The sequence below is a fragment of the Furfurilactobacillus rossiae genome (assembly GCF_013394005.1).
GTDB lineage: Bacteria > Bacillota > Bacilli > Lactobacillales > Lactobacillaceae > Furfurilactobacillus > Furfurilactobacillus rossiae.
Genome location: NZ_CP040586.1, coordinates 1,654,465 through 1,681,421, shown reverse-complemented (window position 1 = coordinate 1,681,421; position 26,957 = coordinate 1,654,465). Strand labels below are relative to the sequence as shown.

Here is a 26,957-nt window from a genome sequence, read left to right as displayed (position 1 = left end):
ATTTTAAACGGAGGTCGAAAAGATGGAACCTGAAAAAAAGGGGATTGGCCTGCCAGCCTTAGTTGCGCTGGTTGTAAGTTCTTCCATTGGGGCAGGAATCTTTGCTCTGACATCAAACTTGTCAAGCGGTGCAGCTGCTGGTCCAGCTCTAATTGCATGGGTAATCGTTGGCTTTGGTATTTTAATGCTTGCACTATCACTTAGTAACTTGGGTAACAAACGCCCTGATTTGGAAGGAATATTTACGTACGCCGAGGATGGCTTTGGTCATTTTGCTGGCTTTGTCAGCGGCTGGGGTTATTGGCTATCCGCTTGGCTAGGAAACGTGGCTTTTGCCACTGTGCTAATGAGTTCGTTAGGCTACTTTTTCCCAGCGTTTAAGGGCGGACAAAACATACCGTCAATCATCGTTGCTAGTATCGTTTCCTGGATTTTAACGTGGGTTGTCAATCGCGGAGTTGAGAGTGCTGCTGCTATTAATGCGATCGTGACGATTTGCAAGATTATCCCATTATTTGCGTTTATCGTTGTTGGAATAGTTTTGTTTAAAGGACACATTTTTACCACAGATTTCTGGACGAATGTGGCCAGCCACGCCGGTCGTACTGACAGTATTTGGACCCAAGTCAAAAGTACTATTTTAGTTCTGATGTGGGTATTTGTCGGTGTCGAAGGCGCCACGATGATGTCGTCACGAGCGCGTAAAAAGTCCGATGCCAGTAAGGCAACGATTATTGGTTTGATTTCACTATTAATTATTTATGTTCTTGGATCAATGCTGCCATATGGCTATATGAGCCAAGAAAAATTAGCAACAATTCAGCAACCGGCTATGGTTTATATCTTCAAAGATATGTTGGGAACTTGGGGTGGTGCGTTCATTAGTGTTGGACTTATTATTTCCATTTTAGGTTCATGGCTTTCTTGGACGATGCTACCGGCAGAGACCATGTTGCTCATGAAGAAGAGTAAATTGTTGCCACCAATCTTTGGACGTGAGAACAAACATAATGCACCCACGTTCTCGTTGATTATGACAGGTGTACTAATTCAGTTGTTCTTATTGTCACTGTTGTTTGCTAAAAATGCCTATACTTTTGCGCTGTCACTTTGTACGGCAGCAATTGTTATCTGCTACATCTTCGTCGGAATGTATCAAGTTAAGTATTCGTGGCAACATCGCAGTGAAAAAGGTTCGATGGGTCAGATGTGGATTGGTGTATTTGCTACTGCGTTCCAGGTTTTCGGTATCTTGATGGCTGGTTGGCAGTACTTACTACTATGCTTAATCGTTTATGTGCCAGGAATTTTCTTCTACGCCAAAGCAAATAAGGACAATGGGGCAGGCCACTATCTATCGAAGATGGAATGGGTTGCTTCAATAGTAATCACAATTGCGGCCATTGTCGGAATTATATTGCTGAGTAAAGGATTGATTGCCGTTTAAGTGGAGGCAGATATGAAGATTGCAGGTTTCGGTGTTGAAGAATGGCTAAATAAGTGGGAAAAATCTGCTACTTACGATATTTCACAGAGCACGATTTCATCCATGACTATGGCTGAATTGCTGAGTCTGGACGGTGTGAATGGCCAGACATTTTATGCATCGTTAAACAAAGAAAAAATGAATTACGGATGGATTGAAGGATCACCTGAATTTAAAAAAGAGGCAGCAAAATTATATCAACATGTACCTGCCGAAAATATTTTACAGACAAATGGCGCTACTGGCGCTAATCATCTAGCTTTGTATTCCCTGATTGAGTCCGGAGATCATGTCATTGCGGAATATCCAAGTTATCAACAACTGTACGATATTCCGAAGTCTTTGGGGGCAACAGTAGATTACTGGCACATTCGTGAAGACAATAATTGGAATCCAGACATTGACGAGTTGAAGCAGTTAATTAAACCAAACACAAAAATGATTTGTTTGAATAACGCCAATAATCCGACAGGAACCATTTTGGATCGTAATTTACTTCAACAGATTGTTGAACTGGCCAAAGAGGTTGGTGCTTATGTTTTGGTCGATGAAGTTTACCTGCCGCTTGACGATCCAGACAGTTTTGTTTCAATTGCCGATTTGTATGACAAAGGCATTGCGACCAACTCGTTATCCAAGACATATTCTGTCCCGGGAATCCGCTTGGGATGGACCGCGTCAAACAAAGAGGTCGCTGATATATTTCGCAAATATAGAGATTACACCATGATTTGTGCTGGGGTTTTCAATGATTTATTGGGAACTTATGTACTGAAAAATCGTGCACGTGTTTTGGCTCGAAATTCCAAAATTGTGTTGCATAACTTGTCCATCTTGAAAGAGTGGGTGGCTCAAGAACCTAAAGTTAGCATGATTTTTCCACGCGCGGTATCAACATCCTTTGTGAAGTTAGATATCCAACCTGAACAGACAGAGCAGTTTTGCATTGATCTGCTTAAAGATGAAGGTGTGTTGTTGGTACCTGGTAACCGTTTTGATACGCCTAGTCATGCACGGCTTGGTTACTGTACTGATACTGCAACGTTACAGGAAGGATTAAAACGGTTGTCGTTGTTTCTTCACAATAGTAAATACGCAAATTGATTTAAAAAGAGGTAAATAAAATGAGTAAAAAAATTGTTGTTGCACTGGGAGGCAATGCCATTCTGACGGACGATGCGTCTGCAACGGCGCAACAGAAAGCATTGCTTGAAACTGCTCAATATTTGGCAGAGTTCATAATCCAAGGGAATCAGTTAATTGTTTCGCATGGTAATGGTCCGCAAGTTGGTAACTTGTTATTACAAATGGCGGGTGGATCGACCGATAAGAATCCAGCAATGCCACTAGATACAGATGTTGCAATGACACAGGGATCGATTGGTTACTGGCTTCAAAATGCTTTGGGGCGTGTCCTGCGTGAAAAAGGCATCGATAGAGATGTCGCAACTGTTGTTACCCAAGTATTAGTTGATGCAAATGATCAGGCTTTTATCAATCCCTCAAAACCAGTCGGACCATTTTATGATGAAGCTGGTATGAAAAAGGCCAAAGCCGCTAATTCAGATTTCACTTTTGTTGAAGATGCAGGTCGTGGGTATCGTCGAGTGGTTCCGTCACCAAGACCTGTCGGCGTTCAGGAGTATAGAACAATCAATACCATGGTAGCGAATGATATTGTGCCGATATCTGTAGGTGGCGGTGGCGTGCCTGTCGTTAAAGAAGGCAATCAGTTGGTAGGCCGTGAAGCTGTGATTGATAAAGACTTTGCTTCGGAAAAGTTGGCAGAACTCGTTCATGCAGATCAACTTATTATTCTGACAGCGGTTGATAATATTTATGTCAATTTCAATAAGCCGGATCAGAAAAAATTAGAACATGTAACTGTTGCTGAATTGAAACGATACATGGACGAAAATCAATTTGCAAAGGGTTCAATGTTACCAAAGGTGCAGGCCGCTATTGAGTTTGTTGAAAAAAGTGGCGGAACCGCAGTGGTGACATCATTGCAGAACGTTGCCAATTATTTAAATGATGGTAGCGGAACGATTATTACTAAATAAAAAAGTGACATCGACTGAGTGATAGAATTATTCATGCCGTGTACTTTTTATGAACAGTAATTCAAATAATGTTTAAAACAATTAGTAAAAATTAACGATGAACTGATGTCTTAAGTCGTTATTTCAATTTATGAATTTTGGGAGGTGCCTATGGTTCCACACTCTGACTATCCAAAATACATGGCCTTGCTGCAGACAAAACCAGAATTTTCTAAATTTACAGAGAATGAAATGCAAATTTTTTCTCAGGATGTTGTGTTTAAAAAATATTCGAAGGGCCAAGCCCTATATGATCAAGGCGATAAGCGTGACAAATTTTATTTTTTGATTGATGGAATTATCAGAACTGAACGATTTGATGAAAACGGCGAATTTAACTATTACGAATATGTTAACAAGAATCACGGTTTTCCATACCGTGGTTTATTCCACGACCGGGAATATTCATACACCGCCCGGGCAATGACAAAAATAACAATCGCAGTGTTCTCGATGTCGACAATTGAAATTATTCTCAGACAGAATAACGCGATGATGGAACTTGTCATTCAGGAAATGGGTCAAATCATTAGTCAAAATGAAGACCAGTTACAGAACATGGTTACCTCATCAGCCAGTGATCGCGTGCGTCATGCGTTAGAAATTTTCGGGTATCGACTTGGACAAAAAGATGAGAACGGGCAAATACATGTAGATTATCCCGTGACTTTAATTGAGTTGGCCCAAGTGAGTGCAACAACTCGTGAGACGGCCAGTGCAGTTGTCAGTGAGTTGATAGCAGACCACAAAATTGCGTACGTGCACAAAAAAATCACTTTTTTGAACTAAAAATTGAGGATGTTGAGACATGAAACGTGAAGATCGTCAAACAGAGATTTTAAAGATTATTCGATCACAAAAAATAAGTAGCATTACTGAATTACGCGGTGTGCTGGCCGAGCGTGAAATAAACGTAGCAATGGCAACATTGTCACGAGATTTGCAGTCGTTACGAGTTGGAAAAATTATGGATTCGGAAACAAAAGTGCGATATTTTGCACAACAATCGATAGAAAAGGACCCTAGTGATGAATTACTAGTAGAGGTTCGTGATGAAGTGACGGATGTGATTGTGAACGATTTTATCGTTGTTATTAGGACCGTACCGTATTGGACTGATTCTATTTCTGATTTAATTGATCGTTCAGATTTTCCTGAAGTGGTCAGTACTCTAGCTGGCTACGACAATATGTGGGTATTGACTAAAGGAAATCAAGATGCGACTCGGTTTGCTAATCGCATTCGTGCCTTAATGGGATAAATGACAACAAATCTGAGAAACTGGTGAAAAGATAAATTATGCATTGCAAGTTGAATCAATTAGTGGAAATCGCACAATATGACATCGATGAGTGAGGAAGGGTGAGTATGGAAGATCCTGTTGAGGATAACAAAAATAGGATGAAACGTTCGTTAAAGACCCGCCACTTATCGATGATTGCATTGGGTGGCAGCATTGGCACTGGATTATTTGTCGCAAGCGGCTCGGCTATCTCAACTGCTGGGCCAGGCGGTGCATTAGTTGCTTACACTGCGATCGGAATTATGGTGTACTTTTTAATGACAAGTCTAGGTGAAATGGCGACTTATTTACCTGTTTCAGGATCTTTTGCTGCTTATGCAACACGTTTTGTCGATCCAGCGCTTGGCTTTGCCATGGGATGGAATTACTGGTTTAATTGGGCAATCACAGTTGCCGTTGATATCAGTACAGTTTCACTTATCATGCATTTCTGGTTACCGAATGTACCCGGATGGATATTCAGTATTATTGCGTTAATTCTTATTTTCACTATTAATGCGATATCCGTTTCATCATTTGGGGAAACTGAGTATTGGTTGGCCATTATTAAAGTCGTAACTGTACTAATCTTTCTAGTGATTGGGCTGATGAGTATTATTGGCATTATGGGCAGACAGGGAACTGGTTTAAGATATTGGAATTATCGAAGTGGACCATTTGTGAATGGCATTCCCGGAATTTTAGGCGTGTTTGTAGTTGCAGGTTTCTCATTTCAGGGTACTGAATTAATTGGTATTACGGCAGGAGAGTCAGCCACTCCAGAAAAAAGCATTCCGAAAGCAATTCATCAGGTGTTTTGGAGAATTTTAATTTTCTACATTTTTTCAATCCTAGTTATTTCACTGATAATTCCTTATACCAGTCCGACGTTACTTGGCTCATCCGCAAAGGATATTGCTATTAGTCCATTTACTGTTGTATTTCAACGTGCCGGATTGGCAGGAGCTGCAAGCATTATGAATGCTGTGATTCTGACTTCTGTCATTTCAAGCGCTAATTCAGGTATGTATGCGTCTACCAGAATGTTGTATTCAATGTCACTTCAAGGATATGCGGCTAAGTCGTTTGGGTTAGCTAACAAGCGAGGTATTCCAATTTTTTCGCTATTGCTAACAACTTTAATTTCGGCATTAACGTTTTTGACGAGTTTTTTTGGTCCAAAACTGTACCTTTTCTTGGTTTCAGCCAGTGGTCTGACAGGTTTTATTGCGTGGATAGGAATAGCTATTTCACACTATCGCTTTCGGCGCGCTTTTATCAAACAGGGACATAAATTATCGGAGTTGCGGTATCATGCTCAGTTGTTTCCTGTCGGACCACTGCTAGCACTTGTACTTTGTATTTTGGTTATTATCGGACAAAACCTGAAATCCCTTGCAGATTTTGATTGGATATCAATTGGTGTAACGTATATGAGTATTCCGCTATTTTTGGTTTTGTTCCTGTATTATAAATTGCGTTATAGAACTACATTAATTCCATTGTCTAAGGTAGATCTAAAGTCGACTATTCGTGACGATGAATTAAAACAAAATAAGGCATGAATTGAATAACGAGTTGCTTTTCGGAGTTACTGTTTGTTACCATGCAGGTGTAATGTTTGATGATAAGAAAGTAGTAGGGTCGATATTGACGACAGCAAATTGGGGATGATGAGAGCCCAGTGTTGATACTACCTGAAGGCGTGTTCTTTAGAACGACATTTAAATATTTAAATGAGTGGATTTTATCAATTAGAGTGGTTCCGCGGGCAAACTCGTCTCTTTTCATGGCTATTAGACATGGAGAAAGACGAGTTTTTTTGAAAGGAAGAAGAATATGGATTATAAACAACAAATTGCGGAGGCACTGTCGACACCGCTAACGGATGTGCTGAGTACAGAACAAATAAAGAAATTAATTGAGACGCCGAAAACGTCAATGATGGGTGATTTAGCTTTTCCAACCTTTACATTGGCAAAATCGATGCATCGCGCGCCTAATGATATTGCTGCAGATGTTTTATCCAAAATTGATCAGAGTAATTTTGAAAAGGTCGTTCAAGCTGGTCCGTACATTAACTTTTTCTTGAACAAGGGTCAATATGCCAATGAAGTACTGGGTACAATCTTGCAGCAAGGTTCTCATTACGGAGACTTTGATGAAGGACACGGTGGAAATGTGCCAATTGATATGTCATCGCCGAACATTGCGAAGCCGATGTCAATGGGGCACTTACGCTCGACTGTGATTGGTAACTCAATAGCCAATTTGCTGAGTAAACGTGGCTATCATCCAATTAAGGATAATCATCTCGGAGACTGGGGCACGCAATTTGGAAAGCTCATTACTGCATATAAAAAATGGGGTAATGAGGATGACGTTCGAAAGGATCCTATAACGAATTTGGTTGCTTATTACGTTAAGTTTCATCAAGAGGATGTTGAACATCCCGAGTTAGACGATGAGGCCCGTGAATGGTTTAAAAAATTAGAAGATGGAGACGAAGAAGCTAATCGCTTATGGAAATGGTTTAGTGAAGTTTCCCTCAAAGAATTCCAAAAAGTCTATGATTTACTCGGTGTGAAATTCGATCTTTATAATGGTGAAGCCTTTTATAACGATAAAATGCAGGAAGTCATCGACATTTTAAAAGAAAAAAACTTATTGGTGGAATCTCGTGGTGCCGAAATTGTTAACTTGGATGAATACAAGCTTAATCCAGCTTTGATTTTAAAAAGTGATGGCGCGACTCTTTATATTACTCGTGATCTGGCGACCGCAATTTATCGTGAACGTGAATTTAACTTTGCTCAAAATCTCTATGTTGTTGGTAGTGAACAAACGTATTATTTCAAACAGGTTAAAGCAGTGTTGTTAAAGATGGGATTTAAGTCGGCCGAGCATATGGAGCACATTCCATTTGGTCTTATCACAGTGAACGGTAAGAAATTGTCGACGCGTTCCGGGCGCATTATTTTACTTGAGGAAGTTTTAAATGATTCAATCGCTTTAGCAAAGAAGCAGATTGAGAGCAAAAATCCGGATTTGAAAAATAAGGATGAGGTCGCTCGTCAGGTTGGTGTTGGTGCCGTTGTCTTTAATGATTTGAAAAACGAACGTATTTTGAACATTGACTTTAATCTGGAAGATGTCTTGAAGTTTGAAGGTGATACAGGTCCTTACGTTCAGTACACAAATGCGCGGGCTCAAAGTCTATTAGCTAAGGCTGGCGTTGAACTTCAACAAGAAAATTATGCTTTGACTGATGAAAAGGCGTGGAATACCATTAAATTACTCGATGAATTTCCAAATATCGTCAAGGAAGCTAATGATAAGCATGAACCATCAGTAGTTGCTAAGTACACGCTGCATTTGGCACAGGCCTTTAATAAGTATTATGGCAATACTAAGATCCTAGTTAAGGATGCTGAATTAGACAATCGGTTAGCCTTAGTGAAAAGTGTTAGTGTAGTGTTAACCGAAGCGTTACGTTTGCTGGGTGTTCAGGCGCCAAGTGAAATGTAGCAGAATTTAAAAAATAGATTACCCCATAACTGTTAGACAAGATTGCTAACAATTATGGGGCTTTGTATAAGTTTAACAAATATTTCTCGAAGTCAAGAAAGCGTTTTCATTGAAGCTGGTAATATGCTACGCTGTTGTTGGGAGTGATAATAATGATAAATAAAGAAATTAATTGGCAAGCAGATGATCCGGAAGAATATACCCATGATATCGACAAAGGTTCAATTATTGATTTACCGACCCGTTCATATATTGTTTTATCAGGTGTTGGTAAAGCTGATCCGAATAACCGTGATTTCACAGCGAAGGCAGACGCTCTGTACAAAGTAGCTGATTATTTGGCAAACGCACCTGATAATAATTTGGAGATAGAAGGGTATACACCCTTTAAACGATATCCATTACAGGCAATGTGGGAAAGAGTCACACCTGGTCGTGATGCAGAGTGGCGTTATCAACTGATGATTCGTCAACCAGCATTTATCACCAAGGAAATTTTACAAACGGCTGAATTTGACATTACTAACGTTGATCAACAATATTTATGGGATATCCGAATGCTTCATTTCTCTGAAGGACTTGAAGCCCAAATTGGCAATAATGGGGTACTGACCCGCATTGGACCAGCAAACATCAAATTGCAAAAATTCATTCAAGACGCCGGTTATCGTTCAGTTGCCTCGGAAAGCTGGCACATGGAACTTTATTTAGATGATGTAGTGCGTACGCCTGGGGATCAGTGGCACACTATTTTACGGAATGGCATTGAACCAATGGATGTTTCAAAAGTTGTCGAAACAAAGATACCGATTTTCAAGGGTAGCAAATAGGCTATTGAATATTTGAATAAGTACTAAAATAAAAGTTTCACTTTGGTGGGGCTTTTTAGTCGGCAGGAGTTTTGAATATATTTGACGTGTCAATGTATATTTCAATTGTTACACAAAGCATGTTCAGTGCATTGTTAATTTTTCCTTGCATCATGCGTGTGGATATGAGAAAACGTATTCTTGATAAAAAACAATAAAAACACAATTAAGGCTACCAATTACAGTGCGATCTATGACGTAATTGGTAGCCTTAATTGTGTTTCAGAAACTTTCACGAATGATTTCTTTAGTTGGAATAACCTTAATTTTTGCTTTTGGTTCGCTTGTTAACTTAGATTCAATTTTATTTTTCAGCATTTCCATTGCTGAGTAACCGATGGCAAACGAATCTTGCCTAATGCAGCTAATCCCTGGACGCATCAATTGCATCCATTCAAATTCTTCATAAGTGGCTACACCAAAGTCGCTTGCATAGTTATAGGCCAAAGATTGAGTGACCTTTAATAGTTCCTGCAAAACACGCGAATTCATGGTGAAAAAACCGATCTTTTTATTAGTTTGACCAAGTATTTGTGATACTTCATCTTTAAAACTAGTATCTGTTGTTAAGTCATAGTTATAGGGAACTATCAATAAGTGATCATCACCTGCATAATGAGTTGCTTGTTGAAACCCAGTGTAACGGTGGATTCTGGTACTTACTTCATCTAAAGGCCATGATATAAAGTAAAGATCATCATAGTCTTTCTGAACCATTTTTGCGGTCATTTCGGACACTGATTTCGTATTATCAGTCACAATCGTGTCAATCAAATTACGTTTGGATTGACGATCCACAATGACCGTGTAAAGGTTTGATAGCTGGTTATAAATGTCGCCATCTGGATTAACTGGATCAATGATCAAGCCAGCTACTTCTTCTTGGCGCAAGCGATTAATATTTTCAATTTCTCGCCGTTCGTCATTATTGGAGTTGGTAAAGACCATTTTGTACCCATACTGTTCGCACCTCTCGGAAATTCCCGAAATCACAGGCGAAGTGAAGGGGTTTGTAATATCTGCTACAGAAACGCCAATTGTTTTATTTTCGTTTTTGGCTAAATTACGAGCTGTTGTACTTGGCAAATAATTTGTTTTTGAAATGATATCTGCCAGTTTTCTTCTTGTATTGATAGACATCTTCGCGTAGTTACCGTTTAAAAAATAAGAAACAGTTGCTGTGGAGACATTAGCTAACTTGGCAATATCTTTTATCGTGAATTTATTCAAAATGACCCTCCATTGTGGTCGTAGTGCAAAGAATATATCCTTCTCAACACTGATTATATCATGTAGCCGGCTTAATAAGGCTTAACTTATATAGTTGGGTTGAAGTGCAAAATGATCGACCTGATTAGCCTATCAAAAATGAAATTGTTTGAAAAGCTATTTTTACTTACTACAAAAGTTTGTGAGGCTTAATGTAAAAAAATAGGTGAGTAATTTGCAAATAAGTGTGAATAAGTTCGGTAAGTATACATTCAGGATTCTTTAAATGATTTGAAAGAGTGATAAACTTTGTGAATTTAGCAGCAAATAGTTGCATTCGAAAATGTAATCGTTTACAATGATGTTGCTTTGAAAGTTAAGCGATTAACCAAGGACAAACTAAAACGATTTTTCTTATAGAATTGGTAGCCCATAGGATGGGATCTTATCGAATCTATTTATTTTTACTGTTTTAGTTAAGCGATTAACCATAGAAATCATAATAAAGTCGACTTTTAAAAAAGACGAAGCCTATCTATGAAATCTCATGTTTTTAGTTAAACGATTAACTTATTTCTGTAGAAAGGGGGTGATATTAAGATGCTTTTTGTAAATATAGACGGATTTGAATCGAGTGATTATGCGCGAGTGCTTGAGGCAGTAAATTTTTTAAAAAAGACTGATTTGGATACTATTCCACTAGGAAGAAGCCACCAGGATGGCGAAAGGTTTTATGTTCAGTGCTTGGAATATGAAACGGAATCAATTGAAAATTTCAATTTTGAAATTCATCAAAAACGATTGGACCTGCACTACATCTGTGCAGGTGAAGAAGAAATAGATGTTTCACCTAATACAAATTTTGTAGCGATGACAGATTATAACGACGATCGAGATATTCAGTATGTAGAACAACCAGATCATTTCAACCGAATTATGCTCCATCAGGGTGATTTTGTTTTGATCGGCATGCACGAACCGCATAGAACAAATGGTGCAATTGGAAAATCAACTCACGTACGAAAATTAGTCTTGAAATTAGGTAGATAGGGGCAACAAAGATGGAAAACAATTTAGCCTCGCATGGTCGATGGACTGGCAAACAGTTCGTGGTTCTTGCGGGAATATGGTTTGCATTTTTAATCAGTTTTATAACGCGTTTATCGTGGGCAACGATTATGCCCTCGGCAATTGATTCACTTCATTTCACAGTGCAACAGGGTAGCAATTATTTAACTGCATTTTATATTGGTTATGCGATTACTGTGTTGCCAGGAGGAATGCTAGCCGATAAGTTTGGATACAAAAAACTTTTATTAGTAGCTGTTCTAGGCAATTTAGTTGTTATGGGTGCAATGGTTTTCATGCAGGGCTATTGGGACGGTCTGGTTCTAAGGTTTGTGCTTGGGCTGGTGAGTGGACCTGACTTATCCGCCTGTTTAGGAATCATCACAGAATGGTTTGACGGTAAAAAACGTGCGACTGCTACTGGAATATTTAACACCTGTACGTCTTTTGGTCTGACGGTTATCAACCTGTATGCACCATCAGTAATGGTTCATTATGGCTGGCGGGCAGCCCTAGGGGTCACAGCACTGTTTCCACTTGCGGCATTGATTTTTGCATGGTTCGCGCTTAAAGGAACACCACCTTTTCCACAACAGTTTGGTGTGAAGGAAAGTGATGGCAAAGTTGAAACTGAATCATCGATGCAGCGGTTACGCAAAGCAATTAACAATCGCAGTGTTTGGATGTTAGCAATTACGGGACTGTTTGCGACAGGCGCCAAATGGGGAGTGACCAACTGGGCAAACTTATTTATGGTTAAAAACTTGAAGTTTAGTTTGGTTACTGCCGGTTCTGCAATGGCAATTTTTGGAATCACCTCCGTTATCTCAATGGTTGTGGCGGGATGGATCTCGGATCACTCCAAGTGGTCTCGACACGTATGGGCGGCGATATTTATGGCGATTTTCACACCAACAATTATTGGCTTTGCGTTAACGCCACATGGGAATACTGCATTATTGTATTTCTGGACAGGCGCAATGGGTGTCGGTGCGTTTATGTTTAGTACTATTACGAACAACCTTTCAGTTGAAGTTGCACCAGCAGATCAGCGAGGTACGGTTTCTGGTTTTATCAACGTCTTCAATCAGGTGGGATCATTTCTTGCACCAATTCTGCTTGGACAGATTTTGGCATCCAGTGGTAGTTATGTGGCTTCGTATTTAATTATTTCGGTATTCCCAATAATTGCTGTTGTAGCATTGTTGTTCGTTAGAGAATCAGACGCTCAAAAGAATGAGTAAAAAATAGATAAGATAAAAGGAGAAAAAATAATTATGGAATTTGGACTTAGTAAGGCACATCGTCGGGATGAAAAAATTCAAAAACGCATTCAAACAGCTTTAGATTGGTTAGATGCACATTCAACGGAAGAATTACTTGCTGAACCAATCGGTAACAAAGAAATTGCCGATGGCGTAGAATTGCGTTTTCAAGAATATGACACACGTGAGTATGCCACGATGAACTATGAAACACATCGTAAACACATTGACATTCATTATATGATTCAAGGTGCAGAATGGGTTAGATGGGCGGATGCAGGAACCGCAGAAGCAGCAAGCGATTACGATCCCGATGTTGAAATTCAGTACTTTAAGCACCCAGCCTTTCACAGTAAAGCATTGTTAACTGATCGTCATTACGCCATTTTTGATCCGTCAGATTTACACGCAGCTCATGGTATTGTCGATGGTAAAGTTAATCATAATCACAAACTGTGTGTGAAAATCGCATTAGACTAATTGGATTTTTTTATTCTTTTTGTTAACCGCTTAACTCGAAAGCTATTTTAAACTTTCTATCTGTGTGGTAGCCGTTTTAGCTATGAAGGGAGCAGTAATGATGTGTAGTTATGTTATTAACACAATTGCATTTAAAGACCAGTTGAAAAAGGGTATTTCACAAGCTGACATTATTGAAGAGTCAAAGAAAATGGGCTTTGACGTTATTGAAGTTCGTAGCGAATTTTTAAATGGTCGCCCAGAAGAGCTGGAAAGAATTAAAAAGGTTAGCGAGAGAAAAAATATTGGTGTTTTTTATAGTGTGAATGACGTTTTGTACAAGAATGGCCAGTTGAATTCGAAATTGCCACACTATGTTAAACAAATGCATCAAATGGGCGCCTCAAACATTAAGTTGAATTTAGGCAAATGTGGTTATTTAAACTCGGCTGGTTTAGTTCGGTTACTTGATGGAACATTTAGTTTAAAAATTGAAAACAATCAAACACTGGCTGAAAGTGATCTGGTTGCGACACAACGTTTTTTTAGACTTATAGAGGGGGCGGCTATTCCTCATATTAGCTATTGCTTCGATATTGCAAATTGGAGCTGGTTGTCGGCCACTGCGAATGAGGCGGCTGTGGCTTTAGCAAATGTTACTGATTACGTTCATTTAAAGAATGAAATGTTGATTGACCAGCGCCGACAGGTGACTGATAGTTTGGAAAAAGGCGACCTAGATTGGCGTTCGCTAATTAAGCTTTTACCAATGGCGAGATATTTGGGGTTTGAGTATGCCAGCACGCCTGAAGTTATTGCCGAAGATTTAGAACAAGTAAAGTCGTTCTTATCGTCTAAGTAAGGTGGAAGGGGAAAATTAACATGTTGGAAACTGTAAATAAGGTTTTTCAAACATTTGGTGCAAGCGTTCTTGTTCCGATAATGATTTTTGTTGTTGCTTTGTTCCTGCGAGTTAAACCCAAAACTGCGATGATGAGTGCTTTTTATGCAGGGGTTGGATTAACTGGCTTTGGTTGGATTATCACAATGTTTACGCCCGTAGTTACAAAGATCATTAAGCAAATGGTCAACAATACTGGGATTAAGTTGCCTGTCGTTGATATTGGCTGGCAGGCAGGCTCGCTTGCATCATTTGGATCTAGTGTTGGGCTTAGTTTTTTCGTATTTGGTTTAATTGCAGAGTTAATTTTGTTCGCACTAGGTATTACTAAAATTTTTATGGCTTCAAATTTGTGGAATAATTTTGGATTTATGATTTGGGGCACACTTTGCTTTTATGTAACACACAATTTTTGGCTCTCGCTAGGACTTTCATTTTTCATGTTACTCTATGCATTAGCATTAGCGGAAATACAAGCAGATCGATGGTCAGATTATTACGGGGTCAAGAATGCATCTGTTTCTTCGCTTCACAACATCGAACAAACCGTACCGGCAATAATACTAGATCCTTTGTGGAACTTACTTGGATTTAACAAGGTTAAAATGACACCGGATTATTTTAAACGAAAGTTGGGCGTGTTTGGCGAACCAACAACATTAGGTGCCTTACTAGGCATAATTATAGGCGTCTTAGGAAACATCAGGGCCTTAGGAACCCTGCTTGCTTGGGGTCAGATTTTATCATTCGCTATTCAACTTGCAGCCGTTATGACCATTTTTCCATTGGTGACAGGAGTTTTTGCCAAGGCATTTACACCATTAGCAGAAGAAATTGACAAACATCGAGAAAATGACGGGGATGCAGAAAGCACCTTTGAAGATTTAATTCAGGATAAGAAACGATGGTTCCTAGGAGTCGATGATGGTGTTGGTTATGGCGAACCTGCAACAATTATTTCCGGAGTGATCTTAATTCCCATCATGGTCATCATTGCATTCATCCTCCCTGGGAATAAATCATTACCAATTGTTGATTTGATTTCTTTACCGTTTATGGTGGAGTCTATTGTTGCAATCACGAAGGGAAATATACTAAAGGTAATTGCCAATGGAATTGTTTGGTTTAGTCTTGGATTATATGCGGCGAGCTGGCTGGGTAGTGTTTATACTGGTGCAGTTTCACATTATGGTGTCGCTATTCCGGCAGGAATCGTTTTGATCACCAGCTTTAATTTAATGGCGCGCCCCCTTAATGCCTTAATTTTTGCCGCCTTTATTTCACAAAATCCATTGTGGATTGGCCTGGCCGTTCTCGTATATTTGATTCTACTCTACGCATTGCGGCGCTATCGTCCTACTATTTGGCAATATTTGAAGCGTATGTCAGATAAGAATGCTGGTTATTCGGGCAGCAATCAAAAAATAAATTATTAAGTTTAAATCATTTGGAAATGGAGGAAAAATCATGAAAAAAATTGAAGGACATTTACACCTTGTTCGATCAGTAGCGGGCTTTAATGGCAAAGGTCGGATGACGCCATTAGGTAATGGTCAAACAATTTGGGATGACGGAACTTTGATAAAGCTCATTCCTGATGGGTGGGGTGATGACGATTTTTTGGCGGAATCAGCCTTAAAGGTCATGGATGATAACAAGATTGAAAAAGCTGTTCTATTGCAAGGCAGTTTGAATGGTTATCAAAATTATTATTCATATCAAACGGTTAAAAAATATCCCAATCGTTTCGTGGCTGCCTTTTCTGTGGACCCTTTTACAGATTCCGCAATGAAAATTGTTCGGCGTCATGTCGAAGATTTAGGGTTTAGAGCAATTAAATTTGAAATTAGTCAGGGTGGCGGTTTACACGGATACCATAAGCCATTTCGATTGGATTCAGATCCAAATATTGGAAGAATTTTTCACTATCTAGCCGATTACCCAGGATTTGTTGTAACAACAGATTATGGTGACTATTCTCAGTTTAGTTATGAACCGGAGGCAATCTTTAATTTGGCGCGGCGATATCCCAAACTTGATTTTGTTGTTTGTCATCTTTCATTTCCAAATGCAGATCATTTAGATCGACTAGCTAATGCATTAAATCAATGGAAGCCCTTAGACAATATCTATACTGATATTTCAGCCATTCAAGATATTGAAGGCGAAACTGATTTTCCATTTCCACGATGCCAGAAAGACGTCAGTCTAGCTAAGAAGATTTTAGGATCCAAACGAATTATTTGGGGGACGGATTCTCCATGGTCCTCAACTTTTAATTCATATCATAACTTGGCCACATGGCTGGAGCATACCGATATTTTTACGCCCGATGAGCTTGAAAACGTTATGTACAACAACGCCAATCGTATCTATTTCAAGTCGCAAAATGTAAAAGCGATGTTAGATGCGGACGATCCAGTTATGAAGTAATTTACTAAAAATCGTAACGAAGGGGTTTAATAAAATGATTAAAGCAAAAATTTTAGTTACAGGTATAATTCCAGAACAAGGTTTAACAGAATTACGTGAAGTTTTTGACGTGACCTATGAACCTGAAAAAGAAACGCGAGAATGGATTTTAGCTAACGTTAAAAATTTTGACGGTTTGCTTTTGATGGGAACAAAAGGGGATCGCGAATTAATTGATGCCGGCAGTAACCTAAAAATTATTACGGCTAACGGAGTTGGCTTTGACCACATTGATATCGAATATGCAAAATCTAAAGGAATTGTCGTTTCTAACTGTCCAATGGGTGTCCGTGTACCCACTGCAGAAATGACTTTCGCCTTAATACTTGCAACAGTCCGCCGTTTGTATTTCTATGATAAAGTTGTTCGGAGTGGAAATTGGATGGATGTTTCTGAGCAAAAGTATATGGGCATGAGTTTGCAAGGAAAAACACTTGGAGTGTATGGCATGGGTCGCATTGGATCTGAAGTTGCCAAATTCTGTCAAGTTCTTGGAATGAACGTGATTTACAATGATGCTCGTCGCCTCGATAAAGATTTAGAAGAAAAACTAGCTGTAAAGTTTGTCGATTTTGATACTCTTGTCTCTACATCAGATGTTATTACGTTGCATGCTCCTGCATTACCATCCACTGTTGGTATCTTTAATGAAAATGTATTTGACAAGATGAAGAATACTGCGTACTTGGTTAACGCGGCTCGTGGTATTCTAGTAAAACAGAATGACTTAATTAAAGCATTACAGGACGGTCAGATTGCTGGAGCTGGCTTAGATGTTTTTGAAACAGAACCGAATATTCCTGAATCTTTGCGTGCGTTGGATAATGTGATTTTAAGTCCTCATGCAGGTACAGGTACATTAGAGGCACGTACGGCAATTGCCAAAGAAGCTTCACAAAACTTGATTTCATTCCTTCGTGATGGTACGGCTATTAATCAAGTTAACAAGTGATTTTGAATCTCCTAATGTGTGTTTCTCCATTAGGAGATTTCTATTTGATGGGCAGTATAAAATAAAATTTAGACGAAGATGTCTTGACGTCCGTAAGTTAAGCGATTAACCTGAAAACAACTGAGAAAATGATTGAAGGTACAAGTAGATGGAATTTGAAAAAATATTCAGTGATGAACTAGATCATTGTTATGCAATTATGCGAATGACTGCTGAAAATCGAGACTTTGTTATCGTTGCTTCTGAGGAGAATCGGCCTTGTTACGCATATGATCTAGATAACCATTTTTCTAGAACCACTGTATGGCCTGATGTAGGCGGAACTATGACAATGGTAAATATTCCTGGAACACTAAACTTTTTAGCAACACAGCGTTTTTATCCAGGATTCAATTCCGCAACATGTCGAATTGTTAAAGAAACATTTAATGGAACTGATTGGGATCAGAAAGTCATTGGCAGTTTTCCTTATGTCCACCGTTTTGATATTATTCCAAAAAAAGACAACGAGGGATTCTGGTATGTCGGGTGCAGTATAGCTAATTCAAAACGGAATACCGATGATTGGAGTGATCCGGGAAAAATCTGGGTTGGTACTTATGATGATGTAAATGACCGAATTGTTGATAAAACACCTCTTTCTGTCCGAATTACGAAAAATCACGGTTATAAGCGGATGGACGGATATTCTCTGGTTACAGGTGTCGAGGGTATTTTTAAATTGGTTCCACCATCAACTGACAGCACTAAATGGAAACTAACTCAGCTTTCTAGCATTGAAACATCAGACATTTACAGCACCGATATAAATAATGATGGGGAAAATGAGTATTTAACAATTGAGGGATTTCATGGTCCATATTTAAGAATGTCAAATGCTAGTTTTCAGACAATTGAACGAAGTGAGCCTGATACGCCTTTTGGACACGCAATCTGGGGTGGTCAGCTCGGATCAAAGAACTATTTCATATTTGGTTGGCGTGATGGAGCACAAAACCTAGAGTTAATTAGTGATGACCAGCTCAGTGCTACGGTGATTGACAAGCAGGTGGGTCCAAGTAATGTAACTGTGTATGAGAAAAATGGACAACAATATCTGCTTTCGGCAAACCGGGAGGCAAATGAGGTTGCGGTTTATGCAGTCAGAAATGCTGAATAACGGATGGTGAATTTACATGCATTATTTTTTAACCATCGATAATGGTGGTACTAACACAAAGGTTGTGCTTATTGATGAACATGGGGCGCAAGTTGATGTTTTCTCGTTTCCGACCAAAGATATTGAACCCAGCCCAGGCTTTCATGAAATTCAGTTGGACGAATTGTTTAAAAACCTAATGCACGCAATCAAGACCTTAATTAACAGAATGAAAGTTCCAATTAGTGAGATTGTGGGCATAACAACTGTCGGCCACGGAAAAGGACTTTATGTATTAAATAAAGACAATCGACCATTTATGAATGGGATCTTATCGGCAGATAGTCGAGCAGAATCCTTAGCAGAAAAATATGAAAGTAATGTTAATCAGATTTTTGAAATTAGTCACCAACATGTAATGCCAAGTCAAGCATCTGTCATTTTAAAGTGGCTTAAAGACAATCGAAGAGCCGATTACGATCAAATAGGAGCGGTGTTGTCGAACAAAGATTTTATCAGGTATTTGTTAACTGGCAAGGTCGTTCAAGAGCGTGGTGACGCATCGGGTAATAACTTAATCAATTTAAAAACTGGCGAGTATGACAGCAGATTAACTCATTTCTTTGGGATTTCTGAAATATATGAAGCATTACCCAGTTTGGTAAACGCAACCGATTGTTGTGGACAAATTTCTAAAGATGTCGCAAGACAAAGTGGATTGCCAGAAGGATTATCGGTGTATGCAGGGATGTTTGACATCGATGCTTGTGCAATCGCAACCGGAGTTTTAGACGATAGTCTATTTAGTATTATTGCCGGTACATGGAATATGAATATTTTTCCAAGTCGAACTTTGGCTCCCGAGAGTTCAGGACTTATGAACTCATTGTTACCGACTAATCAATACTTGATCGAAGCTTCTAGCCCGACCTCTGCTGGGAACTTGAACATCATAATAAAGATGTTAATGACTGCGGAAATACGTGATGCACAAGCCAGTGGAAAATCGATTTATGATACGTTGGAGAGTTTTCTGGAATCCACTGATGCAACATTCACTAAGGTTTTGTTTTACCCATTTTTGTATGGTAGCAATCTTAGTCCAGATGCTGAGGGAAGTTTCATTGGTTTACGTAGTGGCACGACAAAATCAGAGCTAATAAAATCTGTATATGAAGGTATTTGCTTTGCACACCGACAACATTTTGAACAGTTATTGGCAGTTTTGGGACATCGACCTAAAGCTATTCGAATGTCAGGTGGAGCTGTTAACTCGCCCAGTTGGGTACAAATGTTTGCGAATGTTCTAAACTTGCCAATTGAATTAACGGATGTGAGTGAATTAGGTGGTCTTGGTGGCGCAATGGCAATTGGCGTCGGGGCCAATATTTTTAACGATTTTGGTGAAGCGGTTAACCAAATGACACATGTTATCAAACGCATTGAACCGGACCCACGGCAAGTTGATTTGTATGCCACTAAGTACGAGACCTATCAGACATTTGGACGGGCAATGGATAATCAGTGGGAACAGTTGGACCTTATGCAAAGGAAGATGAATACAATTGACGACTAATGCACTTGGAATATATGAAAAGGCACTACCACAAAATTTAAGTTGGGAAGAAAAATTCAATCTTGTGCACCAGTTGGGCTTTAATTTTTTAGAGTTTTCGATTGATGAAAGCGATGAACGGCTGTCACGTCTTGATTGGTCACGTCAACAACGGCAACAATTTCGTCAGGCAATGTGGCGCACAAATAGTCGAATTAATACGATGATGCTATCTGGCCATCGACGTTTTCCACTCGGGTCAGCAGATCCAGCGGTCAGAGAAAAATCGTTATCAATGATGTCAAAAGCGATTGACTTGGCTGTCGATCTTGGAATTCGTAATATTCAGATGGCAGGATACGATGTTTATTATGAGCAAAAAACGGTTCAAAGTCGTGAATGGTTCATTGAAGACTTAACGAAATGTGTAGAAATGGCGGCTAAGAAACTTGTAATGTTATCGATTGAAACAATGGATGATCCGTTTTTAAACTCGCTTAGTAAAATTGCACATATCAAAAAGCAAATTCCAAGCCCTTGGCTTCAAGGATATCCAGACCTCGGAAATATTTCTGCATGGCCTGAAAATAACGTTGCAGAAGACTTGGAAAATAATATGGATGATGTTGTTGCTGTCCATCTGAAAGACACCAAAAGAGTCACTCCGACATTTAAAGGACAATTCAAGAATGTGCCCTTTGGGGAAGGCGACGTTGACTTTGAAGGCTGTCTCAAAACACTAAAGCGATTAAATTATTCAGGAAGCTACACGGTCGAAATGTGGACGGAAACGGCTGAAAACCCAATTGCCGAGATAAAGAAAGCAAAAGCTTTTTTCGATAATTTGTTTACCAAGTTGAATATTCACCAAGAAGTTATTGATATTAAAAAAACTGAGGAGGCAAACTGATGCTCGAAAAATTAAAACAGCAGGTTTATGAAGCAAATATGCAACTACCTAAATTGGGATTAGTTACATTTACTTGGGGTAATGTCTCTGGAATAGATCGCGATAAAGGTCTGTTCGTTATTAAGCCATCAGGTGTGGACTATGAAAACTTAAAACCTGAAGATATGGTAGTTGTCAATCTGAAAGGTGAAGTTGTCGAAGGCAAGATGAATCCTTCAAGTGATACTCCAACGCACACGGTATTGTATAATGCCTTTCCAAAGATTGGTGGAATTGTTCATACGCATTCACCATGGGCAGTATCCTTTGCAGCAGCTAAAATGGATGTACCTGCTTTCAATACGACGGCCGCTGACACTTTTTTCGGCGATGTTCCAGCCGCTGACGCCTTAACTAAAGAAGAAATTGAAGCAGACTATGAAGGTAATACTGGTCAAGCTATTGTCAGAACTTTCAAGGAACGTCATTTAGACTATGAAGCGATCCCCGCGGCTCTAGTAAGTCAACATGGACCATTTGCTTGGGGACCGACACCAGATAAAGCCGTTTATAATGCTAAAGTTTTAGAAGTCGTTGCGGGAGAAGATTATCACACACTGCAGCTGACTCGATCAAATAGTGAACTGCCGCAATATCTGCTGGACAAACATTATTATCGTAAACATGGCAATAATGCCTACTACGGTCAAAACAACGTACATTCAAAAGACCATGCTGTGCGAGAAAATTAAGATGTAACAAAAGTCATTTTAACTGTTTGATGTCTTTTAACGTCTATCCTGCGTTTATCTGACTAAAAGCGGTCTAATAGAAAAATTGAAGGGTGTAACATGTTTCGTCAAATGAAACACGTTACACCCTTTTTCTGATGCGTTTTGATTATTATGAAAGCGCTTCATTTTAATGGTGTTGACCGTTATGCTGTCCTCGTAAGCAAGAAAAATAAATATCAAAAGGGAGCATAACATTATGCAAAAACGTGATTTTATCGACACCAATACTTATACCAAAGAAGAAATTCAATACATGATTGATTTGGGCATTAAATTAAAGCAGTCAATCAATGCAGGTTATTATCCGCAAGTATTAAAAGATAAAACACTAGGCATGATTTTTGAACAGTCATCAACCCGTACACGGACCTCAGCTGAAGCCGCAATGACAGAATTGGGTGGGCACGCCCAATACTTAGCCCCTGGTCAAATTCAACTGGGTGGTCATGAGACTATTGAAGATACTTCGCATGTTCTAGGGAACATTGTAGATATCATTGGTGCACGGGTTGAACGTCACAAGACGGTTGCTGAAGTTGGTAAGTTTGCTCAAGTACCAGTTGTTAACTTTATGAGTGACTATAACCATCCAACGCAAGAACTTGGTGACATCATCACAATGAGTGAGCATCTGCCAGAAGGCAAGAAATTAAGTGACTGCAAGATTGTCTTTGTCGGGGATGCAACACAGGTTTGTGTTTCAACGATGTTTATGGCAACCAAGATGGGCATGGACTTTGTTCAATTTGGACCAAAAGGATTCCAGATTAAGCCTGAAACGTTAGCGATTGGTAAAAAGAATGCTGAAGTATCTGGTGGTTCAGTTCTTGTTACTGAAGATGCTGATGAAGCATTGAAGGATGCCGACTTTATCTATACAGATGTTTGGTACGGCTTGTATGAGTCAGAGTTGCCAAAGGACGAACGGATGAAGATCTTTTATCCAAAGTACCAAGTAAACGCCGACCTTGTTGCTAAGGCCTCAGATCATGTCAAATTTTTACACTGCCTGCCTGCATCACGTGGTGAGGAAGTCACAGATGAAGTTATTGATTCTGACTATTCATTAGCATGGGAAGAGGCTGGTAATCGAAAGACAGCCATGCGTGCAATCTTTACTTACTTATTAAATCCACGCATCAAACATCCTTCAGATGCTGAAGCTAAAAAGTATCAAAGCGAAATTGACGATTTATTGGCCCAGCAAGTGGACACCAACCTTGTCAGTGACTAAATCTATTTCCAAACACTTTTGGCAGTGTCGTGAAAGGAAATTGCGATGAACAAGCAAAAGAAAAAGTTTCGGTTATTTGATGCGGTGCTAATGGCGGTCGTTGTGGTACTCGTTGTTGAATCAGCAGCACCGGCTGCAGCCATTGGACCATCACAGTTCTTTTGGTGGATTTTTCTACTAATTCTCTTCTTCATTCCGTACGGACTCATCTCATCGGAATTAGGGACGACGTACGTTGGCGATGGTGGCTTATATGACTGGGTTAAACAAGCCTTTGGGCGTCGCTGGGGTGGTCGTTTGGCATGGCTTTATTGGTTAAATTATCCATTATGGATGGCCAGCCTTGGCGTGCTATTCGCGGAAGTTGCTGGACAAATATTCGGAGTTCATTTCAATACGTTCTGGACTATTATCATCGAACTTGCCTTCGTCTGGACGGTTGTTACATTAGGTAATAAACCAGTTAGTGAAAGTAAATGGATTATGAATTTAGCGGCGTTCGCTAAAATATTTACGATATTATCACTGGGAATTATGGGGATTTACTTTGCAGCAACTAAAGGTTTAGCAAATAACTTTAGTGGAACCAATTTGCTACCGAAACTAAACCTTTCAAGTTTAAGTAACCTTTCGGTAATTATCTTCAATTTTCTGGGCTTTGAAGTGGTCGCAACTATGGCTGACGATATGGATAATCCTAAGAAGCAAATTCCGCAGGCCATTATTTATGGCGGTATATTAATTGCTTTCTTCTATTTATTGGCTGCGTTCGGTATGGGCGCTGCTATTCCTACCGATAAGTTGTCAGCTTCTTCTGGTTTGATTGATAGTTTCGTGCTGATGATTGGTCATATGAACTGGTTTGTCGTTATCATTGGCATTATGTTTTTATACATTCTCGCATCAGAAATGGTTTCCTGGGCGCTAGGTGTTAATTACGTTGCTAACTATGCGGCTAAGGATCATGCATTACCGGCTATCTTTGGTAAAGAAGATGCCAAGGGAATGCCTGTGGGTACTGGGTATTTAAATGGGATTATTGCTTCAGTTTTGGTAGTAGCGTCGCCATTTATTCCAAATCAAAATATCTTTTGGGCATTCTTTGCATTAAATGTAGTGGCACTGCTGTTGTCGTACACGATGATGTTTCCAGCATTTTGGAAGTTACGACGTGATGATGCGCAACGCGAACGACCATTTAAAGTACCCGGCGGGAAATTCATGATCAATTTTATGACATGGGTTCCTGAAGTATTACTTGTTGCGACAATTTTGTTATCAATTTTACCGTTAAATGGGTCAGCATCAGAGTTGGCAAACAAAGTTCCGATTCTAATTGGTACCATTTTGGCAGTTATTGTCGGTGAAATCGTTGTTCGAGTTGCGGAACGACAAGACGATTCAAGCACGAAAGATGAAAAGGTTTCTCAAAATTCAACTCATTCGGCGAATGTCAGCGGAAAGGACTAACTAAATAATGAAAACTTTAACGAGCACACCTCAGCAAGATGGGTACAGAATGCCCGGAGAATTTGAAGAACATCAAGGCGTTTACATCCTATGGCCACAAAGACCTGATAACTGGCGCAACGGTGGTAAACCAGCTCAACATACTTTTATTAAAGTAGCAGAGGCTATTTCCCAATTCGAACATGTCACAGTTGGTGTCAATGATGACCAGTATGAGAATGCGCGAACAATGTTACCTGACAATGTTGAAGTCGTGGAAATTTCAAATGATGACTCTTGGGTACGGGACTGTGGTGCAACGTTTGTAAAAAACGATAAGGGCGGTCTACGTGCTGTGGATTGGACATTCAATTCATGGGGTGGGTTAGTTGATGGCTTATATTTTCCATGGGATAAGGATGACCGTGTCGCCCAAAAAATGGCCGAGATGGAACACGTGGATCGCTACCGATTAGACGATTTTATTCTCGAAGGTGGTTCTATTCATGTGGATGGAGAAGGCACTTTAATTACAACAGAAGAATGTCTTCTGTCGAAGGGTCGCAACGCGCAACTTTCAAAAGAACAAATCGAAGAAGTGTTGAAGACACACCTGAATCTCAAAAAGATTATTTGGCTCAAAAACGGAATTTATAATGATGAGACTAATGGACACGTGGATAACATTGCCAACTTTGTAAGGCCAGGGGTTGTCGCCCTGGCCTGGACAGACGATAAAAACGACCCTCAATATCAAATTTCGAAAGAAAATCTAGATATTTTGGAACATGCTACCGATGCTAAAGGTCGCCAGATTAAAGTGGTTAAGTTAAATGTGCCAAAGCCTGTTTTGATTACCAAAGAAGAAAGTGAGGGCGTCGATGCAGTTGATGGAACCTTACCTCGTCAGGCCGGAGATCGTTTAGCTGCAAGTTACGTTAACTTCTACACGGCAAACGGTGGTATTGTCTACCCAACGTTTGGAGACCCAGCGGATGATAATGCGCAAAAAGTATTAGAACAATTGTATCCAGATCGCAAAGTAGTCGGGGTACCAGCTCGAGAAATTTTATTGGGCGGTGGCAATATTCACTGTATTACCCAACAGGTACCGAAAGCGTAGGTGAAGAATATGGCAGGTAGAAAAATAGTTGTTGCTCTTGGTGGTAACGCAATTTTGACCAACGATGCCAGTGCTAAGGCTCAGCAAAGCGCATTGCGCAAAACTGCTGCTTCATTAGTTCAGTTCGTTGAACAGGGTGATCAGTTGGTGATTTCTCACGGTAATGGTCCTCAAGTTGGCAACTTGTTACTTCAGCAGGCCGCTGGGTCAACAGAAAAGAATCCGGCAATGCCAATCGATTCCGCGGTTTCAATGACGCAAGGGAGTATCGGGTATTGGCTTCAAAATGCGATGGATGAGGCACTGGCGGAAAAGGATTTAGATAAGTCTGTAGCCACGGTCGTGACACAAGTTGAGGTTGATGCAGATGATCAGGCCTTTACTAACCCTACAAAGCCAATTGGGCCATTTTATGAGGCCGATGAAGTCGCCCAGCAACGACTGGATCATCCACAGTTTACGTTTGTTGAAGATGCTGGCCGTGGTTATCGTCGAGTAGTGCCATCACCGAAGCCAATCGGCGTGGTTGAAGCCGATGTTATTAATCAGATGGTCGATGCTAACATTATTCCGATTTCTGTTGGTGGCGGCGGTATCCCGGTTGTTAAAGATGGTTCACGATATATTGGTCGTGAGGCCGTCATTGATAAGGACTTCGCTTCAGAAAAATTAGCCGAACTCATTCATGCGGATTTACTGATTATTCTGACCGCAGTTGATAACGTTTATGTGAACTTCAATCAGGCAAATCAGCAAAAGTTAACTGATGTAACGGTCGAGGAATTGAGTGATTATATCGAAGAAAAACAATTTGCTCCTGGTTCGATGCTGCCTAAAATTCAAGCTGCAATGGATTTTGTCAATCATAGTGATCACGGTAAAACAGTAATCACGTCGCTTGACAATGTCGGTGAGTTTCTTACCTCTGGCGCAGGTACAACGGTTATGAAGACACGCGATACAGTTCTGAACAAGTGATTTTATTTTTGCATGAACTTATTTAGGTTTTGTTTCAAAAAATGCACTGATTTTCTAAGGAATAGGAAATCGGTGCATTTTGATTTTAGATTAGACATATGAACGTTCGATGCTATTAGTCTGCTAGTAAACTAATGGCGTCGCGGCATCATATTGATGACGTAATTACTGTATATTTGTAAAGTGCCATTACAAATATATTCA

At 39.8% G+C, this 26,957-nt stretch carries 24 protein-coding genes; 23 read left to right on the top strand and 1 reads right to left on the bottom strand.

All coding sequences use genetic code 11. From position 1 onward, the window contains the following. The first annotated feature begins 22 nt into the window (after positions 1 to 22). From arcD to LROSL1_RS07975, 8 genes are all read left to right on the top strand, one after another. A complete protein-coding gene (gene arcD, locus LROSL1_RS08010) occupies positions 23 to 1,447 on the top strand; it encodes an arginine-ornithine antiporter (RefSeq protein WP_017262956.1) in 1,425 nt (474 codons plus the stop codon). Positions 1,448 to 1,459: 12 nt separating this feature from the next. Further along, complete coding sequence (locus LROSL1_RS08005; RefSeq protein WP_017262957.1) at positions 1,460 to 2,590, top strand: aminotransferase; 1,131 nt, start codon at positions 1,460 to 1,462, stop codon at positions 2,588 to 2,590. A 20-nt stretch (positions 2,591 to 2,610) separates the two neighbouring features. Further along, complete coding sequence (gene arcC / locus LROSL1_RS08000) at positions 2,611 to 3,549, top strand: carbamate kinase (protein ID WP_178914291.1); 939 nt, start codon at positions 2,611 to 2,613, stop codon at positions 3,547 to 3,549. 150 nt (positions 3,550 to 3,699) lie between these two features. Continuing rightward, positions 3,700 to 4,377, top strand: a complete 678-nt coding sequence (locus LROSL1_RS07995; RefSeq protein WP_017262959.1) for a Crp/Fnr family transcriptional regulator — start codon at positions 3,700 to 3,702, stop codon at positions 4,375 to 4,377. A 19-nt stretch (positions 4,378 to 4,396) separates the two neighbouring features. Continuing rightward, positions 4,397 to 4,849 carry an arginine repressor gene (locus LROSL1_RS07990; RefSeq protein WP_017262960.1) on the top strand — a complete coding sequence of 151 codons (453 nt, stop codon included), beginning with the start codon at positions 4,397 to 4,399 and terminating at the stop codon, positions 4,847 to 4,849. Between the two features lie 107 nt (positions 4,850 to 4,956). Then, the gene (locus LROSL1_RS07985) at positions 4,957 to 6,435 is read left to right on the top strand and encodes an amino acid permease (protein WP_178914290.1); all 1,479 of its coding nucleotides are present in this window, start codon (positions 4,957 to 4,959) and stop codon (positions 6,433 to 6,435) included. Between the two features lie 274 nt (positions 6,436 to 6,709). Further along, entirely contained in the window at positions 6,710 to 8,398 is a 1,689-nt protein-coding gene (gene argS / locus LROSL1_RS07980) for an arginine--tRNA ligase (protein WP_017262962.1), read from the top strand. Positions 8,399 to 8,550: 152 nt separating this feature from the next. Beyond that, positions 8,551 to 9,228: a hypothetical protein gene (locus LROSL1_RS07975; protein WP_017262963.1), complete on the top strand. Its 678-nt coding sequence runs from the start codon at positions 8,551 to 8,553 to the stop codon at positions 9,226 to 9,228. 261 nt (positions 9,229 to 9,489) lie between these two features. Here LROSL1_RS07975 and LROSL1_RS07970 read toward each other — a convergent pair whose 3' ends face one another. Further along, complete coding sequence (locus LROSL1_RS07970) at positions 9,490 to 10,497, bottom strand: LacI family DNA-binding transcriptional regulator (RefSeq protein WP_017262964.1); 1,008 nt, start codon at positions 10,495 to 10,497, stop codon at positions 9,490 to 9,492. Between the two features lie 579 nt (positions 10,498 to 11,076). Between LROSL1_RS07970 and LROSL1_RS07965 the strand changes: the two genes are divergently transcribed. The 15 genes from LROSL1_RS07965 to arcC (LROSL1_RS07895) all read left to right on the top strand — a co-directional run bounded on the left by LROSL1_RS07965 (position 11,077) and on the right by arcC (LROSL1_RS07895) (position 26,753). Beyond that, complete coding sequence (locus tag LROSL1_RS07965) at positions 11,077 to 11,526, top strand: NanQ anomerase/TabA/YiaL family protein (RefSeq protein WP_178914289.1); 450 nt, start codon at positions 11,077 to 11,079, stop codon at positions 11,524 to 11,526. Between the two features lie 11 nt (positions 11,527 to 11,537). Beyond that, a complete protein-coding gene (locus LROSL1_RS07960) occupies positions 11,538 to 12,788 on the top strand; it encodes an MFS transporter (protein ID WP_178914288.1) in 1,251 nt (416 codons plus the stop codon). Between the two features lie 33 nt (positions 12,789 to 12,821). Further along, complete coding sequence (locus LROSL1_RS07955) at positions 12,822 to 13,289, top strand: NanQ anomerase/TabA/YiaL family protein (protein ID WP_178914287.1); 468 nt, start codon at positions 12,822 to 12,824, stop codon at positions 13,287 to 13,289. A 97-nt stretch (positions 13,290 to 13,386) separates the two neighbouring features. Then, the gene (locus tag LROSL1_RS07950) at positions 13,387 to 14,130 is read left to right on the top strand and encodes a sugar phosphate isomerase/epimerase family protein (RefSeq protein WP_178914286.1); all 744 of its coding nucleotides are present in this window, start codon (positions 13,387 to 13,389) and stop codon (positions 14,128 to 14,130) included. Positions 14,131 to 14,150: 20 nt separating this feature from the next. Continuing rightward, complete coding sequence (locus LROSL1_RS07945) at positions 14,151 to 15,605, top strand: PTS galactitol transporter subunit IIC (RefSeq protein WP_178914285.1); 1,455 nt, start codon at positions 14,151 to 14,153, stop codon at positions 15,603 to 15,605. A gap of 31 nt (positions 15,606 to 15,636) precedes the next feature. Next, positions 15,637 to 16,602, top strand: a complete 966-nt coding sequence (locus LROSL1_RS07940) for an amidohydrolase family protein (RefSeq protein ID WP_017262970.1) — start codon at positions 15,637 to 15,639, stop codon at positions 16,600 to 16,602. Positions 16,603 to 16,636: 34 nt separating this feature from the next. Further along, positions 16,637 to 17,593: an NAD(P)-dependent oxidoreductase gene (locus tag LROSL1_RS07935; protein ID WP_017262971.1), complete on the top strand. Its 957-nt coding sequence runs from the start codon at positions 16,637 to 16,639 to the stop codon at positions 17,591 to 17,593. A gap of 148 nt (positions 17,594 to 17,741) precedes the next feature. Next, on the top strand, positions 17,742 to 18,752 hold the full coding sequence (locus tag LROSL1_RS07930; protein WP_178914284.1) for a hypothetical protein: 1,011 nt from the start codon (positions 17,742 to 17,744) through the stop codon (positions 18,750 to 18,752). A 16-nt stretch (positions 18,753 to 18,768) separates the two neighbouring features. Then, positions 18,769 to 20,307, top strand: coding sequence for an FGGY-family carbohydrate kinase (locus LROSL1_RS07925; protein ID WP_178914283.1), 1,539 nt, complete (start codon positions 18,769 to 18,771; stop codon positions 20,305 to 20,307). Next, positions 20,297 to 21,196 (top strand): L-ribulose-5-phosphate 3-epimerase, encoded by a 900-nt coding sequence (locus tag LROSL1_RS07920; RefSeq protein WP_178914282.1) that lies wholly within the window; start codon positions 20,297 to 20,299, stop codon positions 21,194 to 21,196. The genes LROSL1_RS07925 and LROSL1_RS07920 overlap by 11 nt, the downstream gene beginning before the upstream one ends. Beyond that, the gene (locus LROSL1_RS07915; protein WP_178914281.1) at positions 21,196 to 21,927 is read left to right on the top strand and encodes an L-ribulose-5-phosphate 4-epimerase; all 732 of its coding nucleotides are present in this window, start codon (positions 21,196 to 21,198) and stop codon (positions 21,925 to 21,927) included. Before LROSL1_RS07920 ends, LROSL1_RS07915 begins: the two co-directional genes overlap by 1 nt. 238 nt (positions 21,928 to 22,165) lie before the next feature. Continuing rightward, complete coding sequence (ptcA, locus tag LROSL1_RS07910; RefSeq protein WP_178914280.1) at positions 22,166 to 23,203, top strand: putrescine carbamoyltransferase; 1,038 nt, start codon at positions 22,166 to 22,168, stop codon at positions 23,201 to 23,203. Between the two features lie 45 nt (positions 23,204 to 23,248). Next, positions 23,249 to 24,673 carry an APC family permease gene (locus tag LROSL1_RS07905; protein WP_178914279.1) on the top strand — a complete coding sequence of 475 codons (1,425 nt, stop codon included), beginning with the start codon at positions 23,249 to 23,251 and terminating at the stop codon, positions 24,671 to 24,673. 7 nt (positions 24,674 to 24,680) lie between these two features. Then, entirely contained in the window at positions 24,681 to 25,775 is a 1,095-nt protein-coding gene (gene aguA / locus LROSL1_RS07900; protein ID WP_178914278.1) for an agmatine deiminase, read from the top strand. A 9-nt stretch (positions 25,776 to 25,784) separates the two neighbouring features. After that, positions 25,785 to 26,753, top strand: a complete 969-nt coding sequence (arcC, locus tag LROSL1_RS07895) for a carbamate kinase (protein WP_178914277.1) — start codon at positions 25,785 to 25,787, stop codon at positions 26,751 to 26,753. Positions 26,754 to 26,957 lie beyond the last annotated feature (204 nt).

Coding starts and splice junctions, on each gene's coding strand:
- LROSL1_RS07975 (WP_017262963.1), top strand. CDS start 8,551: ATGATAAATAAAGAAATTAATTGGCAAGCAGATGATCCGGAAGAATAT.
- aguA (WP_178914278.1), top strand. CDS start 24,681: ATGAAAACTTTAACGAGCACACCTCAGCAAGATGGGTACAGAATGCCC.
- LROSL1_RS07985 (WP_178914290.1), top strand. CDS start 4,957: ATGGAAGATCCTGTTGAGGATAACAAAAATAGGATGAAACGTTCGTTA.
- arcC (WP_178914277.1), top strand. CDS start 25,785: ATGGCAGGTAGAAAAATAGTTGTTGCTCTTGGTGGTAACGCAATTTTG.
- LROSL1_RS07995 (WP_017262959.1), top strand. CDS start 3,700: ATGGTTCCACACTCTGACTATCCAAAATACATGGCCTTGCTGCAGACA.
- LROSL1_RS07955 (WP_178914287.1), top strand. CDS start 12,822: ATGGAATTTGGACTTAGTAAGGCACATCGTCGGGATGAAAAAATTCAA.
- LROSL1_RS07935 (WP_017262971.1), top strand. CDS start 16,637: ATGATTAAAGCAAAAATTTTAGTTACAGGTATAATTCCAGAACAAGGT.
- argS (WP_017262962.1), top strand. CDS start 6,710: ATGGATTATAAACAACAAATTGCGGAGGCACTGTCGACACCGCTAACG.
- LROSL1_RS07940 (WP_017262970.1), top strand. CDS start 15,637: ATGAAAAAAATTGAAGGACATTTACACCTTGTTCGATCAGTAGCGGGC.
- LROSL1_RS07925 (WP_178914283.1), top strand. CDS start 18,769: ATGCATTATTTTTTAACCATCGATAATGGTGGTACTAACACAAAGGTT.
- LROSL1_RS07950 (WP_178914286.1), top strand. CDS start 13,387: ATGATGTGTAGTTATGTTATTAACACAATTGCATTTAAAGACCAGTTG.
- LROSL1_RS08005 (WP_017262957.1), top strand. CDS start 1,460: ATGAAGATTGCAGGTTTCGGTGTTGAAGAATGGCTAAATAAGTGGGAA.
- LROSL1_RS07915 (WP_178914281.1), top strand. CDS start 21,196: ATGCTCGAAAAATTAAAACAGCAGGTTTATGAAGCAAATATGCAACTA.
- LROSL1_RS07990 (WP_017262960.1), top strand. CDS start 4,397: ATGAAACGTGAAGATCGTCAAACAGAGATTTTAAAGATTATTCGATCA.
- ptcA (WP_178914280.1), top strand. CDS start 22,166: ATGCAAAAACGTGATTTTATCGACACCAATACTTATACCAAAGAAGAA.
- arcD (WP_017262956.1), top strand. CDS start 23: ATGGAACCTGAAAAAAAGGGGATTGGCCTGCCAGCCTTAGTTGCGCTG.
- LROSL1_RS07965 (WP_178914289.1), top strand. CDS start 11,077: ATGCTTTTTGTAAATATAGACGGATTTGAATCGAGTGATTATGCGCGA.
- LROSL1_RS07960 (WP_178914288.1), top strand. CDS start 11,538: ATGGAAAACAATTTAGCCTCGCATGGTCGATGGACTGGCAAACAGTTC.
- LROSL1_RS07930 (WP_178914284.1), top strand. CDS start 17,742: ATGGAATTTGAAAAAATATTCAGTGATGAACTAGATCATTGTTATGCA.
- LROSL1_RS07945 (WP_178914285.1), top strand. CDS start 14,151: ATGTTGGAAACTGTAAATAAGGTTTTTCAAACATTTGGTGCAAGCGTT.
- LROSL1_RS07905 (WP_178914279.1), top strand. CDS start 23,249: ATGAACAAGCAAAAGAAAAAGTTTCGGTTATTTGATGCGGTGCTAATG.
- arcC (WP_178914291.1), top strand. CDS start 2,611: ATGAGTAAAAAAATTGTTGTTGCACTGGGAGGCAATGCCATTCTGACG.